Genomic DNA, 18,630 nt, shown 5'->3' on the forward strand with positions numbered 1-18,630 from the left:
AGTGAGAACTGAAGTCCTTACTTTGCCAAGTATTTTATGTATTTCTAGGTGCTAATTCGACGCTGTGTCGATTGGGATTGATGCGTTTATCGATCGCAAAAATTGCCTTTTCTTCCTCCAAACCGATTTCGTGAAACTCTTTAAACAAACATTCTAACTCAATTTTTGCAATAACAGTTTCCAGCCACTTATCAAAGGAATCGCATTCAATGCTTCTCAAAGGTTCGTTTTTGCACTCAAAACTGATAATTTGTCCCGGAGTGCCGTCAAAACAGCCTTTTGTATCCACAACCCGCAGCCACAAATCATCTACTTTCATAAACGGAATCCATGCTTTGTTCCAATATTCTCCGGGCTGCCATTCTTGAAAATAAACTTGACTCTGGGTGTCCCAAAATTTTTTCTCCTTCACAATAGATGCCAAAGATAAAATACTCCTGCCGTGTTCAAAGGGCAACAGCCACTTATTTTCTGAACTCTCATAAGCCGAACCGTTATACCAGCGATAAAAATCATAAAAAGTTTCGGGAAGCGATTGTTGGTAACGATTTTTAAATAAGTCGATTTCCGTTTCAATTGCACCAGAATTTAGCAAATTTTGCGCGTCTGGACAGTAGCGCTTTAAGGTTTGGGCGAAGGTACGAACCAGAGGATTGCGGGGCTGAAAAAGTTGTTTCATACATCATAATATCATGCCGGGGACTTTTTGATAAATTTGGGCGATCGGGCAGCGAAAATCTATACTTGTCAACTCTAATATCAATTCCGTTAGCATCGGAATTATTCATTTCTCTCTGACCTCTCTGTGTTCTCTGTGTTCTCTGTGGTTAAATGATTCCGATGCAACCGGAAACGATATAACCCATCTCCTTGTCTGTAAATCCGATTTGCCCAAGTTCCCTCAGCATTGAGTCGAAAACATTCAATTTTGATTTCAGATTGATTGATAAGGATGTAGAAATTGTTTTTGCTGAAAAACATTGATTCGTCTTATTTTCTTCAGTCTGCGGAGGCAGACATCGTTTATGTAGACGCGGTTTCAACCGCCGTCCTATTTTAACAAATTTCTAGAAATCGCGCGTGCCACAATTTGCCACTTTCCGTCAATCCCTGCGATCGCACTTTAATTTTAACTCCGCGAGGGTTAGCCTCGTAGAGTCGGGCAATTTCCTGCATTTCGCCGCTGCTAAAGCCCGTTCCCACTGTTCCGATCGGCACTAATTTGCCCCCAACTTCTTGCGCGACTTCGATCGCACTAAAGGGCCGCCCCGCAACTTTAGTCGGTGTCAACCCGACAATCAACAAATCGTATTCCTGACAGTATTTAGTCCGCACCATCGGGAACTTCTTAACATCTTTCCCGCCCACATAACAGCAGTTGTGCAAAATCCAAACTTCGCCTTCTCTGTTTTCAGATTCCTGCTGATTTGCTAATAAAAGTTTTTCTGCGGCGGTGCGATAAGTCGGTACAATTTCAAATTCTGAAGATAAACTTACCAGCAATTCACCAACTGCAACTCCGGCGGCAATTCGTTCCGATTCTGCCAACCCAGTCAAGTCTTTGCCGTGGGAAAACAAACATTTGAAAATGGCATAAACGGCGGTTGGTTGAACGGTTGGAAAACCGCTTTCAATATTAACTGTAGCAGCTTGTGCGCCCGTGCGGTGTTCGCTGCCGATACAGCTTTTGTAATACAGTTCGCCGTCTAAAACAAAGATGCCTATTTGAGCGGCTGTGTCTGTTAATGCGCGATCGATCGCCATTGATGCTTGTTGTCGCAGGTTAGTCGATCGCGATTGATAGTATACTCTATCTGGCGTCGCCACAACCACAACTCGGTTGCCGTCCCGCTTTGGCTGTCCCCAATAATCGGGATTTTCGATGTAATAAGAACGTTCCACCGGCGCATCAACCGGCTGCATGGTGACAATCCTTCCCGGCTGCAAATTCGCAGGTAATTCGGGAACAATCGGATTGTTTGCAGTCTCTATTTTGGCAGCAGCCTTTGATTTTGCCGCAGGAGCAGCATTGGTGGTAGACTTGCTTTGAGTGTTGTTAGTCGGCTTTTCTCCAGTTTCCAACTCAAACGCTCTTTTCCAAAATCCCACCGCCATTTCCGGGTATCCTTCCGACTCCGCACACAGTGCAAAACCAATAACTTTTGCCGTACCGATGCCGCGCCCGTAATCAGCCAAATACTGCACCGCCCCCGCTTCACCGATCAAGTGCAATTCCCGCGTGACGATGCGATTGTTCCAACGTTCTCGAATATCGGCGCTAATTTTTTTAGCTGCTTTGCGCTTTGCTTCTGCGTATTCGGTGCAGTCCATACTGCCTCCTTTTTGTAGGGCTACTTCATATACTATACTAAAGCTTGATTTATTAGTCAAGGTTAAGTTGATAATTAGGATGTGTGAATAAATTTAACTCTTTCATTTGTGAAGTAGATTTATTTTTTAACCGCAGAGGCGCAGAGGGCACAGAGAAAGAGAAGAAAGAAAACGATAGGCTTGTAGTAGTGTTTTGATTGTCAATGGCGGTAATCTGTTCGCCGCCAATGCTAAGATAACTTCGATCGCACATTGCGACCAATAAAGTCGCGAGTTGTGTCTTGCTCGCGTTGGGTTCGCCAACTTGCGATCGCACCTTCGATAATTTAAGATCGAATTTAATCTTACTCTAATGATGCGATTGATTTTGTACAGCAAGCCCGGATGCCATTTATGCGAAGGGTTGCAAGAAAAACTCGAACAGATTGAAAACCTCAAATTTCAACTCGAAGTCCGAGATATTACCCAACGCGATGATTGGTTTGAAGCTTATCAGTACGAAGTTCCAGTTTTGTTTAAAGTGCAGCCCCAGCCAATAAATCCTGCTGTCGAACCTGCATTTTCCTCCGAACAACTGTTACCCCGTCCTTCTCCCCGCTGCAGTGTCGCCCAATTGGAGCAAATGTTACAGAAATATTGGCCAATAGATCCGTCACAATAATAATACGATTTACGCAAAAATTCAGGTTTTAATCCTGGCCTCGGCGTGCGCGCCGCGCACAGAATAGCTGTGTGGGGCGCGCACCGCCAAGCACTGCAAAGCCGCACCCAGACTGGCTAAAATAATTGCGTAATACCATTTTTCTAAAGATGTGGTATAGATGAAGTCTTAGCCCCCCCCCTTAGTAAGGGGGAGGTTGGGGGGGGTAATGTCTAGCGCTACTTTATGAAATTGGTATAAGTCATATTCAAAACATCCAAGTGAGGAGTTTTTTCGATGAAATTGAGAGAATTATTAGCAGCACTTCCCGGCATTTCCTTTGACACCCAACATCTAGCCCTCGATGCAGAAGTCAAGGGTTTATCGACTAATTCCCACGCTTGTGGGGCGGGAGATTTGTTTTTGGGAATGCCGGGAACTCGCGTCGATGGGGGAGATTTTTGGCAAAGCGCGATCGCCAGCGGTGCAATTGCCGCCATAATTTCCACCCAAGCAGCCGATAAAACACCACCCAAAGACGGGAGTACCTGCGTCATCGCAGCAGCCGATATGTCTCAAGTTTGCGGTCAAATAGCAACCGCATTTTATGGCAATCCAGCTAACAAATTAAAACTTGTCGGCGTTACCGGTACCAACGGCAAAACTACCACAACTCATTTAATCGAATTTTTGCTCAATCAAATGCAGTTGCCAACCGCGATTTTTGGCACGCTTTACACTCGCTGGCCCGGTTTCCAACAAACTGCACTTTACACCACACCTTTTGCGGTTGACCTGCAAAAACAACTAGCAGAAGCTGTAGCCGCCGGATGCAAATACGGCGTGATGGAAGTCAGTTCCCACGCTTTGGCACAGCAGCGGGTTTTGGGCTGTACTTTTGAAGTTGCTGTGTTTACAAACTTGACTCAAGACCATCTCGATTATCACCGCGATATGGAGGATTATTTTGAGGCAAAATCTCTGTTGTTCGGTTCCGATTATCTCAAAAATCGCGCCGTAATTAATATTGACGATGCCTACGGACGGCGGATTGTGGAAAGTTTAAAATCGGAGAAAATTTGGAGTTACAGCACTACCGACAAAACGGCTGATTTGTATGCTTCAGATTTACAATATCAGCCCGACGGAGTTAAGGGAATGCTGCACACTCCCAAGGGCAAAACTCCTTTTGTTTTGCCTTTAGTCGGTCAGTTCAATTTATCAAATATGTTGGCTGCTGTCGGCGCTGTTTTAGAATTGGGTTTAGATTTGTCCGCAATTGTGGAGAAATTATCTCAGTTTTCGGGAGTTCCGGGACGGATGGAACGGGTGCAAATTAGTCCCGATCAAGATATTAGCGTTATTGTTGATTACGCGCACACTCCTGACAGTTTGGAGAACTTGTTGAAGGCTTCGCGGCCGTTTATTCCCGGTAAAATGATTTGTGTGTTTGGTTGCGGTGGCGATCGCGATCGCACAAAACGCCCGATCATGGGTAAAATCGTGGCAGAATTGGCCGATTTAGCCGTTGTTACTTCCGACAATCCGCGTACCGAAAATCCCGATCGCATTTTGGAAGATGTTCTCGCAGGTATCCCCGCCACCGTAAAGCCGGTCGTCATGGGCGATCGCGCCGCAGCAATTCGCACTGCTATTATGGACGCTAAACCGGGAGATGGCGTGCTAATTGCCGGAAAAGGACACGAAGATTATCAGATTTTGGGCACCGAAAAAGTCCATTTTGACGATCGAGAACAAGCGCGAGATGCCTTAAAAGCCCGAATGAATTAATTATACCATTTCCTAAAGATACGCTATAGATGAAGTCTTAGCCCCTCCGATGCTTTGGGGGGGTTTGGATAATATCTAGCGCTACTTTATGAAATTGATATTAGGTTAACGATTAACGATTAACCGTTAACCGTTAACCGTTAGCTGCTGGCTAGTTGTGAAAATTCTTCTATTTTTGAGTATTTATACTATACTCAAATCAGATTTGCACTATTATAATAGTAACGGTAAATATTTTACCAAAAAAATAACTATCGCTATGATCGAACTAACAGGGTATCAAATTCTCGATCGCATTTACTCAGGGACTCGCACTCTAGTCGATCGCGGAACTCGCCTCCGGGACAAAAAAAAAGTCATCATCAAAGTCTTGCGGAACCAGTATCCCAGCTTCAGCGAACTATTGCAATTTCGCAATCAGTATACCATTGCCAAAAACCTCCACTTGCCCGGAATCATCGACACCTACAGCTTAGAATCCTACCAAAACAGCTATGCGCTAGTAATGGAAGACTTCGGTGGAATTTCTCTGAAGAAATGGATGGAACAAGGGGAAAATGCGCCGACATTGATCGAGTTTTTGCAAGTGGCGATCGACATTAGCAATACATTGAATTTACTTTACTGCCACCGGATAATTCACAAAGATATTAAACCAGCCAATATTTTAATTAATTCCCACACAAAACAAGTCAAACTCATTGACTTTAGCATCGCATCTTTGCTCCCGCGAGATACTCAAACTCTGATGAGTCCCAACTTATTGGAAGGCACACTAGGCTATTTGTCTCCCGAACAAACAGGCAGGATGAATCGCGGCGTTGACTACCGCACAGATTTCTACTCTTTGGGCGTGACTTTTTACGAATTGCTAGCAGGACAATTGCCATTTCAATCTCACGATCCGATGGAATTGGTACACTCCCATCTTGCCAAACAACCGCCATCACTGTCTGAAATTAATCCAGAAATTCCGGCGGTACTCTCGGCAATTGTCAGCAAATTGATGGCAAAGAATGCTGAAGACCGCTATCAGAGCGCATTAGGATTAAAGCATGACCTAGAAAAATGTCTGTCTCAGTGGCAAAAAACAGGAAAGATCGTTTTGTTTGAATTGGGAGAACGAGATCTGAGCGATCGCTTTACCATTCCTGAAAAATTATACGGTCGCCAAACGGAAGTAGAAACCCTACTCAAGGCCTTTGACCGCGTAGCGAACCCCCTTTCATCCCCCCTTACCAAGGGGGGACACAGGGGTGGCGAAATGATGCTAGTCGCTGGATTTTCCGGCATTGGAAAAACCGCCGTTGTTAACGAAGTCCACAAACCCATTGTCGGAGCGCGCGGCTATTTCATCAAAGGCAAATTCGACCAATTTAACCGCAATATTCCCTTCTCGGCTTTTGTCCAAGCATTTCGAGATTTAATGGGACAATTGCTGAGCGAAAGTGATGCTCAGTTGCAGGTTTGGAAAACGCAGATTCTGGAAGCTGTTGGGGAAAATGGACAAGTAATTATTGAAGTGATTCCCGAATTAGAACGGATTATTAGTCCTCAGCCCCCAGCGGTGGAACTGTCGGGAACATCTGCTCAGAATCGCTTCAACTTACTATTTCAAAAGTTTATCCAAGTTTTTACAACCCAAGAGCATCCTCTGGTAATATTTTTGGACGATTTGCAATGGGCTGATGCGGCATCTCTTAAGTTGCTGCAACTTTTGATGGTTGAATCTACAGCAGGCTACTTGTTAGTGATAGGTGCTTATCGGGATAACGAAGTGTTTGCAGCGCACCCGTTGATGCTGACTTTGGAAGCGATCGCCCAAAGCGACTCGATAGTTAATATAATTACCTTACAACCCCTGAGTCATGCCAGCCTGAATCAGTTGGTAGCTAATACGCTGAATTGCTCGACTGCATTAGCGCAACCACTCACGGATTTGGTATTTCAAAAAACCCAAGGTAATCCCTTTTTTGCTACCCAATTTCTGAAAGCTCTGCATCAAGATTGCCTCATTAACTTTGATGCTCAATTAGGGCATTGGCAATGCGATATCGCCAAAGTGCGATCGGCCGCATTGACCAATGATGTCGTGGAATTCATGGCGTTGCAGTTACAGAAACTACCAACAGCGACCCAAACTATCCTCCAACTAGCAGCTTGTATTGGCAACTCTTTTGATTTGTCTACTTTGGCGATCGTTTCAGAGCAAACAGAAGCCGAGGCTGCCACTCACCTATGGAAAGCCTTGCAAGAAGGGCTGATTCTACCCCAAAATGAAGTTTATAAGTTTTATTTAGGAACAGTTCAGACAACCGATACTACTCATGAATCCGTAGTATATCGATTTTTACACGATCGGATTCAGCAAGCTGCCTATTCCCTGATTCCAGAATCACATAAAAAAGCCACACATTTAAAAATTGGTCAGCTTTTGTTGACAAAAACACCTCAATCAACCCAGAAAGACAATATTTTTGATATTGTTAATCAACTCAATATGGGTGTTGAAATAATAACAGATTCAGAGCAATTAAATCATCTCGTCTCACTAAATCTACTGGCAGGAAAGAAAGCCAAAGCTGCTACAGCCTATGCAGATGCTGCCAGATATTTAAATATTAGTTGGGCATTACTAGAATCTGATAGTTGGCAAACTCAGTACGATTTGACCCTGGCTGTTTGTCTCGAAACAGCAGAAGCAGAATACCTGAATGGCCATTTTTATCGGCTAGACATCCTAGCTAAAAATATTTTAACTCATGCTCAAGATTTGCTCGCTCGGAGCAGTATCTATGAGCTACAAATTCAATCTTATCAGTCGCAAAGCATGATGATAAAAGCGATTGATACGGGTTTAGAAGTATTGGAAAAGTTGGGAATTAACATCGATCCCAGCATCGGCGATCGCGCGATGCCAGAATTACCACGATTTGAAGATTTAGACAAGATTCCAGAAATGACCGATCCGCAGCAACTCGCCACGTTGCGGATTCTCATGGCACTTTTTCCTTCCATTTATATCGCCAGACCCGATATGACTCGTCCCCTGATCTTAACGATAGTAAATTTTACCATTGAAGGTGGACATTCTGCATTATCAGCTTATGCTTATGTGCTCTATGGCACGATTCTCTGCGTCGAACCTGGAGGCATCGATCAAGGATATCATGCCGGAAAATTAGCATTGAAGTTGTTAGAAAAATTTCAGGAAACCGCACTTAAAGCTAGAGTTTATAATTTATTTAATGCTCTGATTCGATCGTGGAAAGAACCAGCCCAAGCTACACTACCCGCTTATATAGAAGGATGCCAAAGTGGTTTAGAGACTGGGGATTTGGAGTGGGCTAGTTATAACTCCATGCACTATTGTAAGAATCTCTTTTTAACTGGAGAGAGACTAGAAATAGTCGAGTCTAAACAAGCTCCTTACCTCGAATTACTACTCAAAAACAAGCATGATTTTGCCTTGTCTTACGCGAAAATCTGGGCGCAAGCTACCTTGAACTTACAAGGCAAATCGGCTGACAAGCTGCTATTGATTGGAGAGCATTTTGATGAATTGCACTTCCTGCCACTTTGGCAAAATACGAACAATTATATGTCCTTATTTGCGCTATGTGTTGCCAAAGCAAATATTTTATATTTATTTAAGGAATATGCGAGTGCTTTAGATTGTACTGTGCTGGCTGGCAAATACATACAAGCTGCGATCGGATCGCTCGCGAGCGGTGTTTATAATTTTTATCACTCATTGATTCTGCTCGCCGTCTACCCTCAAGCTGAACCGAGCCAGCAGAAACAATATATGCTGGCGATCGAACAGAATCAAGCAAACCTCCGAGAATGGTCTGATTGTGCTCCCCATAATTTTCTGCATAAGTATTTGTTGATTAAGGCAGAACAAGCACGAGTATTTGGGAATGTGCTTGAGGCAATAGAGTATTATGACCAAGCAATTCAAGGTGCAAAAGATACGGGATATCTTCAAGAAGAAGCCCTCGCCAACGAACTAGCGGCCGAGTTCTACCTCGGCTGGGGTAAAGAAAAATTTGCAACAGGCTATCTACAAGAAGCCTACTATTGCTATGCCCATTGGGGAGCAAAATCCAAAACAGATGACTTAAAAAAACGCTATCCCCAGCTTTTGACTGCTATCTTGCAGAACCCACAAAATCAATTGATCCTCCAGGAAACTCTGATTTCAAACAGCAATCGCTCGTCTATTTCTCATCAAACTATCCCCAGCACTCATTCTAGCAGCAGTAGCATTTCTGAGTGTCTAGATTTTGCCAGCATCCTCAAAGCTTCCCAAGCTTTATCTCGTGAAATTCAACTGGAGCAATTGATTTCCACCTTAGTGAAAATCGTCATGGAAAATGCCGGAGCAGATAAATGCGATTTAATTTTACTAAAGGATGAGAATTTAGTTATAGAAGCCACGGCTGATTTAGGCGATCGAACCACAGATAATAATTTTTGTGTAAGGCGAGAAATTCCTGTTCAATCAAGTAAAAATATCCCTCATTCTCTCATTAACTATGTTTCTCGCACTCAGGAGACTGTAGTCATTGATGATGCTGCTCAGAGTTATCTAGCCTCGGATGCTTATATTCAAAAGCAAAAGCCCAAAAGTTTATTGTGTACTCCGATCGTCAACAAAGGTCAATTAATTGGAATTCTCTATTTAGAAAATCGCTTAACCCAAGCGGTATTTACTCGCGATCGCCTGCAAGTGATCGAACTGCTGATGGCCCAAGCGGCGATCGCCTTAGAAAACGCTCAACTCTACAGCCAATTAGAGGATTATTCCTACACCCTAGAACAAAAGGTGGAAGAACGCACCCAGCAGTTACAAGAAAAAGCCACTCAACTCGAAGCCAGCCTCCAAAAACTTTACGCGACTCAATCCCAACTCATTCAAACAGAAAAGATGTCAAGTTTAGGACAGTTGGTTGCCGGAATTGCTCACGAAATCAACAATCCAGTTAACTTCATTCACGGCAATCTTAACCATGCCCATGAATATACTACATCTTTAATTGAGTTAATTGACTTATATCAAGAACTCTATCCACAAGCCCAACCAAAAATTCAAGCAAAAATCGACGAAATCGACCTAGAGTTTATCATTGAAGATTTACCGATGATCCTAGTTTCGATGACGACAGGAACCGAGCGCATTCGCCAAATAGTCGAATCTCTGCGAAACTTTTCTCGCCTTGATGAATCTGAAATTAAACCGATCGACATTCATTCAGGAATTGATAGCACTTTACTGATTTTGCAGCATCGACTCAAAGTTAGTGAAAAACATCAGGAAATCCAACTGATTAAAGACTATGGTAAAATGCCTTTAATCAACTGTTACGCATCGGCCCTCAATCAGGTGTTTATGAATATTCTCAGTAATAGCATAGACGCTTTGCGACAACAGGAGAACGGAGCTAATTTTAAGAAAAATCAGAAAAAACTGACTCTGATGCTTCAGACTTCGGTCGATCGCGATCGCAATGCAGTGATTCGTATCGTAGACAATGGTATAGGGATAGAACCGTCGGCGCTCAATAAGATATTTGAACCGTTTTTTACCACAAAACCTGTGGGCAAGGGTACGGGCTTAGGGCTCTCAGTCAGCTATGCGATTATTGTCGAGAAGCATGGAGGTAAGATCGAAGTTAATTCAACGCTTGGAGAAGGAACAGAATTTACGATCGTCATTCCTATTTATAAAAAAAGTTAGTAAATAATTTGGCGTTGCTGAGTTAGAATATGAACAGCTAAATATACAAAGCCCAAAACTATTATTTACAAAAATTCTGGATTTTTGTACGGTTACTTTTGAGTTCGTGTCCGGTCGATTGACCGATTTAATTCAGGTTCGTAGTGCGGACTTTAGTCCGCAGTCATCATTCGTATTCCTACTTGAGGGCTTGATGAATAGAATTAGAAGCTATGACTGCCAAGGATTTCAAGATTTTTAAAGATAAAAAAGTGTAAGGTTATGACCTTTGTCGGCTCAAAATCCTTGGATTTCGGTGGAAAATTGTGGAGTAAATTTGGGAACCCATCTCCGAATCTCCCATTTTTCAAGCTGTTTGGCACCTAGATTCGATTTGTGGACTTTTTCAGTAAGCCCTAGATAAGACTAGGGTTGAAACCGCCTAAGAGTCAAACCTAGGCGTTAGCCCTATTCTGGGTAGTTCTCTCCTAGCAAAAGTGTCAAGAATCTGGAAATAGACGATCGCACAGGTTGGCTTGTGACCTAAATTACAGCGTTGCCATCAAAATCTGTCTTAAAAAATATTAAATAGACTATATTTTTATCTAATTTAACTTTTGGGAAGGAATGCCGATATGTCCGCCGACGCAAAAACACATAACGATCGCGCCTTTATCCATCGTTTACCCCTACAAGCGTTACTAATAGTTCCGTTCGTGTTGCAAATCTTTGGCGCAGTGGGACTGACTGGCTATCTGTCGCTGCGAAATGGACAACGGGCGGTTAATGACGTAGCAACGCAGTTACGCAACGAAATTACGTTACGTGTTAATCAAAATTTACAAACTTATCTAAAAGCTCCACAGCAGGCAAACCAAATTAACCAAGATGCCATTAATGCTGGATGGCTCAAAACAACTTCCTTAAAAGACTGGCAGCGACACCTCTTCGCTCAAACTCAGGTATTTGATTCAATTGATTCCATTGGAATTCTCAACGAGGAACGAGAATTTATTACGGTATCTCCACACGAAGGCGATCGCCCCACTTTATTTATTTACGATCGATCGACTGATTTTGCATTTTCGACCTATAGCTTGGACGAAAAAGGCGATCGCATCACTTTGTTGAAGCGCACCGAAAATGTTGACTTCCGCCCTGAGCCTTGGTATCGGCAAGCTAAAAGCACAGATAAACCTTACTGGACGAATGTGATTAAACATAAAGATCAGCCAAAGCTGATCTTTCTGAATGTGCATCCTATATATAATCAAACTAAACAATTTCAAGGAATCCTGATCGCTAGACTAACCCTATCGACTGTCGGAGATTTTCTGCAAAAGCTCGATGTTGGTCAACAGGGGAGAATCTTCATCATTGAACGAACTGGTAAATTGCTTGCAACCTCAACTAATGAATCGCTGTTTCGCGATCGGCAAGGCAAACTAGAACGAGTTGCCGCAGCCGATAGCAATGACTTGCTTACAAAAGCTGCCACCCAGTATTTAATTCGTAAATTTGGTAATCTGAGTCAAATCAACTCCTCTCAAATCTTGGACTTCGATCTCAAAGGTGCTAGGCAGTTTGTGCAAGTTTCTCCATTTCAAGAAAAACCAGGGCTTGACTGGCTGACTGTGGTGGCAATCCCAGAATCAGAATTCATGGCACAAATCAATGCCAATACTCGTACTACCATCTTGCTGTGTATTGCCGCCTTACTATTAGCTATAGCTTTAGGAATTTACACTTCTCGCTGGATTTCGCTTCCCATTTTCCGTTTTAGTCAAGCATCAAAAGCAATTGCAGAAGGCAACTTAGAACAAACAGTTCAACTCTCGAATGTAAGAGAATTAAGAATATTAGCTAAGTCATTTAATCGTATGTCTCAACAGTTGCGTGATTCATTTACAGCCCTTGAAAATACCAATCAAGAACTCGAATATCGAGTAGAAAAGCGCACAACTGAGTTACAAATGGCTAAGGAATCTGCCGATAACGCCAACCAAGCCAAAAGCGAATTTCTCGCCAACATGAGCCACGAACTCCGCACCCCCCTCAACGGCATCCTCGGCTATGCTCAGATCTTGCAACGCAGCGAATCCCTCACCTCCAAAGAGAATAACGGCGTTGACATCATTTACCAGTGCGGCTCCCACCTTCTCACCCTGATTAACGATATCCTTGACCTATCTAAAATCGAAGCCCGCAAATTAGAACTCTATCCCGCGTCATTCTACTTCCCTTCCTTTCTCCAAAGCGTTGTAGAAATCAACTCTATTCGGGCAGAACAAAAAGGAATTAGCTTCGACTTCCTTCCAGATGCCAACTTGCCTATCGGAGTCATTGCCGATGAAAAGCGTTTGCGTCAGGTATTGGTTAACTTGTTGGGCAATGCCATTAAATTCACAGAACAGGGTAAAGTGACATTCAGAGTAGAGATACTCGATATAATAGATGAGGGAAAGAAGACACATATTCGCTTTACGATCGCAGATACCGGCGTAGGCATGACCCCCAAACAAGTCGAAAAAATCTTCCTACCATTTGAACAGGTAGGTAATATCAATAAACAATCAGAAGGTACTGGATTAGGACTAGCAATTAGCCATAAAATTGTCTCCTTGATGGATAGTGAAATTCAGGTACAGAGCATTGCAGGCGAAGGTAGCACCTTTTCCTTTGAGCTGAAATTGCCCGAAGCTAAGGATTGGGCGGAGTCTTTGCTGGTGGTGCAACAAGCGGCGATTGTCGGCTATGCAGGAGAACGGCGTAAAATTTTATTGATCGATGACCGCTGGGAAAATCGTTCGGTGTTGCTCAATCTTTTAGAACCGATTGGTTTTAAAATTATTGAAGCTAGCAACGGACTCGAAGGACTAGAACAAGTTTTACAGACAGCGCCGGATTTGATTATTACCGATTTGGCAATGCCCGTAATGGATGGGTTTGAATTTGTGAAGAAGTTGCGATCGCAACCAGAACTACAACATCACATCGTGCTGGTTTCTTCCGCCAGTGTCTTTGAGATCGATCGCCACAATAGTATTAAGGCAGGCGGCAATGATTTCTTGCCCAAACCCATCCAAGCTGAAACGTTGCTAGAACAAATACAAAAATATTTAAAGTTGGATTGGCTATACAAGGATCAAAAAGGCGATCGGCTAAATGAGTATGGTGTCGCTCAAGAAATTAAGCCACCCTCTCACGCCATCTTGACCCAACTTTCGGAACTGGCCAAAGCCGGCGATCTAGATGGAGTAATAGAAGTCGCCCAGCAAATCCCAGATGGGGATAATGTCGCTTTTGTCCGAGAAGTCATCCAGATTACTGAAGCGTTCGAGATCAAAAAACTGCGGGCATTTATTCAGCAATATCTCGCTTAATTAAAAGGAATATAAACTATGGTTGACTCAACCGATCCCTTTATTTTGATTGTAGATGACAATGCAACTAACTTGTCTGTCCTCTCCAAAACCTTAAAATCAGCAAATTACAAAGTTCGCATGGCAGTGGATGGCGAAGATGCCCTAGCTATGGTAGCCTATGCTCATCCAGAACTAATTTTACTCGATGTGCAAATGCCCAAAATGGATGGTTTTGAAGCCTGCCGCCGCCTCCAAGCAAACCCCGCCACTAAAGGTATCCCAGTAATTTTCATGACGGCTTTAACAGATACGGAGAATAAAATCGAAGGCTTGTCCTTGGGGGCGGTAGACTACATCACCAAACCTTTTGAAGCCCAGGAAGTATTAGCAAGGGTGAAAATTCACTGGCGCTTAAAGCAACTCACCGGCACCTTAGAACAACGAGTGGCAGAACGTACTCATGACTTGCAGAATGCTCAATTGCAATTGGTGCAGCAAGAAAAACTCTCCACTCTGGGACAACTGGTGGCGGGGGTTGCCCACGAAATCAACAATCCCATTGCTTGTGTGGTGGGTAATGTCAATGCTGTGGAAGATAGCATCAATGATTTATTTAGTTTAATTGATTTGTATCGCCGTCAATTTCCCCAACCAGGTGCAGAAATTACTGCAGAACTAGAGAAGATAGAGCTAGAATATTTGAGGGAAGATTTACCGAATTTAATCCGAGCCATGAAGGATGGGGGCGATCGCATTGTATCTATTAGTAAAAGCCTCTGCACTTTCTCCCGCGCCCACAGCGACCAAAAGCAGATTTTCAACATCCATGAAGGGATTGATAGCACTATTCTAATTCTGCGCCATCGCCTCAAGGCAAATAATCTGCGTCCAGCCATTGAAGTGATTACTAACTACGGTGATGTGCCAGCGATTAATTGTTTTTCCGATCAATTAAATCAAGTGTTTATGAATATTATCGCTAACGCGATCGATGCTTTGGATGCAGGGTGCGTTGGACGAACCTTTGCCGAATTAGAAACCGAACCTAGGCGAATTATGATTTTTACTGAAATGTCGATCGACCTTTCAACCGTAGTAATTCGGATCGAAGATAACGGCCTGGGTATGTCCGATTCAGTAAAATTGCGGATATTCGACTACCTGTTTACTACAAAAGAGGTTGGGAAAGGAACGGGATTGGGATTGGCGATCGCCCGTCAGATTGTAGAAGAAAAACATGGGGGTAAACTGAGTTGTATTTCGACACTTGGAGAAGGAACTGAGTTTGTTATTGAGATTTTTATTGATTCCAACTCTTGATTTTTAAATAAGGTTTGTAGTGAGGAATTTAGTCCTATGATTTATGCGGACTAAAGTCTTCACTACGAACCTATTTGGGACTCTAATCCTATGATTTATGCGGACTAAAGTCCTTACTACAAACCTATTTGAGACTCTAATCTTATGATTTATGCGGACTAAAGTCCTCACTACGAACCTATTTTATTTTGTTCTAGAGGGTGTAATATGACTATTGCAGTGGCAAAAATACGGTCATCACCTCGCCTTTTTGCGGCCGCTGGCGTATTACTAATTTCCCGCCTGCTGCTCGAAATAAATTCTTAGTGACGCTCAAATTTAAACTCAAACTTCCAGTCTCCGGCTGCACCATTAACAAAGGCCCGATCGATCGCAAAGGAGCATTCGCTGAAGCTGCAAAAGTCGATGCGCTATTACCTTCAGGTAGGTGCTCCGATTCTAACTGCAACTTTAACTGATCGCCCGCCAAAGTCACCTCCACCTGAATGCGACTCCCCGATGGCAAAGTTCGAGTAAAATTCTCAATCAAATTAGTCAAAACCTGATCCAACATCGTCGGATCGCTGACTACCGCTGGCAATTTTTTCGGTATAATCACATCTAAAGTGTGATTGCGCTGACTTGCCTGTTTTTGCCAGCGCGGAATGCTGTTTTGCAGCACTTCACCGAGGGACATCGCGGTTAGCTGCATCCCAGAATTTTTAGCTTGGGACATTTCCAATTCCACGGCGCGGAAAATTAAACCGAAGCGATCGATCTGAGCGGTACACTCAGCATCAATCATTTCCAAACGCTTCACCACCACCGGTTCGAGTTTGGGACGTTTCAGCAGCAGCCGAGTCAGGGTGCGAATGGTGGCCAAAGGAGTGCGGACTTCGTGAGCGATCGCCTGTAGCAATTCTACCTCTTTGGTAGCATGAGGCAGATGAGACTTACAATTGATATTTTGCTGCCTTTTCAAGCTATCATCAACTCTTTCGTTTTTTCCCCTCGCCACTTCGTCTTTCCCAACGGGCAAATTATGCAGCAGCAAGCGGGTGAACTGCGCGACTATTTGATAGTTTGGAGCTACAGGCAAAAACTGCTGGAACTGCGCGTCTAATTTCGTAGAATTATGAGTTAATTGGCTGACTGGCAAATTGATACCGCCGTCAGAATTGGCAAGCAAACAATCGCTTTCAGTCACCCTGCGCCGCAAAACTTCCCAAGCTTTGGCGGCTATTTGCGGGTCGAAAGAAAATAGAAAAGCCGGAATTCCCGCCGAATTTTCACCCAAAACCATCACCAGACTAAAAGTAGCAGTTAAAACCAAACAAAACTGCTCGTTTGCTAAAGGATCGCCGATCGCCAAAGCTAAAGCCGGGGCCGCCTCCGGTACAGATATTTGCTGCTCCGCCGCCGGTAGCAAAGCTAAAGTTTGTCTAGCACGAAAAGACCACAAACCTGCATCGTTGTCGGGAATACTGGTAAAAATCCAATTAGCAAAACCGGAAATGACAGCGGGCTCTGTCAAAACCGAAGACGGCCCGGACAAAACCAATCCCTGACAAGAATTGGGATTTGGGGAGAGACAGTGTTTTTGTTGTTGGGCGAGCATTTGATTCAAAGTTGCGATCGCCCCGTACCATTCCCGCTCAGCCTTCTGTCTAGCAGCCGCACGACTCCCAGGACACTTCGGGCGGCCGTTTTGGGCGATCGACCTCGGATCGGGACTGAGGTCATTTTCAGAGCCAGAGGAGACTAAAATTTCGCTGATTGTTGGTAGAAAGTAAGTATTCACAGTAGTTATAAGCCCACCTTCACAGACGTGAAGAATGAAGTATTTATTTATAGGAATGTTTAGGAGCGAGAATTTAAGCAGCAGTAGGACGGAAACAACCAGCCTAATTTCTTGCGTCTTGCCCCTAACCCACAGGATATCTATATTTGTCAACTAACGATATTGGCAGAACCGTACCAATAAGTCGCAATCTCCGCGCTTCCGGCGATATTTTGGACGATCGCCCTAACAAAAGTGCAAAATGGATGCAGTCAAACACCCTGCTTTCCTTATGCCCACCTCGATCGCCGACTCCAAAAATCTGCTGTCAGACTTAATGGCACGCTACTGCAACCAAGTAGATTATCTAGCAATTCGACTCGAAGAAGCCGAAGGAACCGACATCCTGCTGCGGGGCGAAAAAATTGAAACCCTCAGCGAAGGAATCTCCATAGGAGGCCAAGTCCGAGCTTGTCACAAAGGCGGCTGGGGCTTTGCCAGTTTTAACCGACTTTCCACCCTCGCCGAAAGAATCGAAGAAGCCATCGCCGCGGCCAAACTGATCGGCGAAGAAGAAACAATTCTCGCGCCAGTAACGCCCGTACAGGACATTTGCTTCCTGCCACTGACAGGAACAGACCCCCGTCTGGTGCCCTTAATTGACAAAAAACAATTGTGCGATCGCTACGCCGCAATTCTCCGCAGCATAGACCCCCGCATTGCCACCATCTCCGTGCGCTACGGCGACAGCACTCAGCGCATCATCCTCGCCACCTCCGAAGGCACCATGCTCGAACAAGGTTGGGCAGACATGGAAATGCGCTTTGCCGCCACAGCCCGCAGCGGGGAAACCGTACAAACAGGCCGGGAAACCACCGGTTCCCGCAAAGCTTACGAAGATTTAATGGAACTTGAAACCCAAGTTCGCAGCGCCGCCCAGCGCGCCGTAGACTCTCTAGCCTTACCCCCCGTCCAAGGCAACACCTACACCGTCGTCATTGACCCGATTTTGACCGGATTATTCGTCCACGAAGCCTTCGGACACCTTTCCGAAGCCGACATGGCCTACGAAAACCCCGACATTTTGGAAGTGATGACCCTCGGCCGCCAGTTCGGCCCGAAAAACTTGCAAATTTTCGACGGTGCCGCCCCGGAGGGACACCGAGGCAGCTATTACTACGACGATGAAGGCACTCCGGCGACTACTACTCAGTTAATTAAAGACGGCGCATTAGTCGGGCGGCTGCACTCGCGGGAAACAGCGGGTAAGTTGGGAGAAACGCCTACCGGTAATGCTCGGTGTTTGAATTATCATTATCCGCCGATCGTCCGCATGACTAATACTTGGATCGAAAGAGGCGATACGCCGGTGCCGGACTTATTTTCTGGGATCGAAGAAGGAGTTTATGCGCGCAATTGGCAAGGTGGGATGACTAACGGCGAAATGTTTACTTTCAGTGCTGGGGAAGCTTGGATGATCCGCGACGGAAAACTCGACAATCCGGTGCGGGATGTGACTCTTTCGGGTAATGTTTTCAGCACTTTAGCCGATATTGAGGCGATCGGGGACGATTTCTACTGGGATGAATCCGGCGGCTGCGGCAAGGGAGGACAAAGCGGTTTACCCGTGGGCTGCGGCGGCCCTAGTTTGCGGATTCGCGACGTGGTTGTGGGCGGCGAAGCTGCCCCAGAGTAAAGCATC

At 44.5% G+C, this 18,630-nt stretch carries 9 protein-coding genes; 6 read left to right on the plus strand and 3 right to left on the minus strand.

From position 1 onward, the window contains the following. Window positions 1–34: 34 nt before the first annotated feature. Together QUA01_RS09200 and QUA01_RS09205 are read right to left on the minus strand one after the other, a co-directional pair. The gene (locus QUA01_RS09200; RefSeq protein ID WP_333089421.1) at window positions 35–679 is read right to left on the minus strand and encodes an SMI1/KNR4 family protein; all 645 of its coding nucleotides are present in this window, start codon (window positions 677–679) and stop codon (window positions 35–37) included. Between the two features lie 377 nt (window positions 680–1,056). Then, window positions 1,057–2,331 carry an ATP-dependent DNA ligase gene (locus QUA01_RS09205; protein WP_333133065.1) on the minus strand — a complete coding sequence of 425 codons (1,275 nt, stop codon included), beginning with the start codon at window positions 2,329–2,331 and terminating at the stop codon, window positions 1,057–1,059. A gap of 355 nt (window positions 2,332–2,686) precedes the next feature. On the opposite strand from QUA01_RS09205, the gene QUA01_RS09210 reads away from it, so the two are divergent. The 5 genes from QUA01_RS09210 (at window position 2,687) to QUA01_RS09230 (ending at window position 15,169) form a co-directional block, all read left to right on the plus strand. Beyond that, window positions 2,687–2,992 carry a glutaredoxin family protein gene (locus QUA01_RS09210; protein ID WP_333089525.1) on the plus strand — a complete coding sequence of 102 codons (306 nt, stop codon included), beginning with the start codon at window positions 2,687–2,689 and terminating at the stop codon, window positions 2,990–2,992. A gap of 276 nt (window positions 2,993–3,268) precedes the next feature. Next, on the plus strand, window positions 3,269–4,762 hold the full coding sequence (locus tag QUA01_RS09215; protein WP_333089417.1) for a UDP-N-acetylmuramoyl-L-alanyl-D-glutamate--2,6-diaminopimelate ligase: 1,494 nt from the start codon (window positions 3,269–3,271) through the stop codon (window positions 4,760–4,762). A gap of 259 nt (window positions 4,763–5,021) precedes the next feature. Next, window positions 5,022–10,505, plus strand: a complete 5,484-nt coding sequence (locus QUA01_RS09220; RefSeq protein ID WP_333089416.1) for a trifunctional serine/threonine-protein kinase/ATP-binding protein/sensor histidine kinase — start codon at window positions 5,022–5,024, stop codon at window positions 10,503–10,505. A 614-nt stretch (window positions 10,506–11,119) separates the two neighbouring features. Continuing rightward, window positions 11,120–13,867 (plus strand): hybrid sensor histidine kinase/response regulator, encoded by a 2,748-nt coding sequence (locus QUA01_RS09225; RefSeq protein WP_333089415.1) that lies wholly within the window; start codon window positions 11,120–11,122, stop codon window positions 13,865–13,867. Between the two features lie 18 nt (window positions 13,868–13,885). Further along, a complete protein-coding gene (locus QUA01_RS09230; protein WP_333089414.1) occupies window positions 13,886–15,169 on the plus strand; it encodes a hybrid sensor histidine kinase/response regulator in 1,284 nt (427 codons plus the stop codon). A gap of 211 nt (window positions 15,170–15,380) precedes the next feature. Here the strand turns inward: QUA01_RS09230 and QUA01_RS09235 are convergent, their stop codons facing one another. Beyond that, entirely contained in the window at window positions 15,381–16,949 is a 1,569-nt protein-coding gene (locus tag QUA01_RS09235) for a sensor histidine kinase (protein ID WP_333089413.1), read from the minus strand. A gap of 271 nt (window positions 16,950–17,220) precedes the next feature. Between QUA01_RS09235 and QUA01_RS09240 the strand changes: the two genes are divergently transcribed. Then, a complete protein-coding gene (locus tag QUA01_RS09240) occupies window positions 17,221–18,624 on the plus strand; it encodes a TldD/PmbA family protein (RefSeq protein ID WP_333089523.1) in 1,404 nt (467 codons plus the stop codon). Window positions 18,625–18,630 lie beyond the last annotated feature (6 nt).

It is taken from the genome of Microcoleus sp. S36a_B3 (assembly GCF_036700745.1).
Lineage (GTDB): Bacteria > Cyanobacteriota > Cyanobacteriia > Cyanobacteriales > Microcoleaceae > Microcoleus.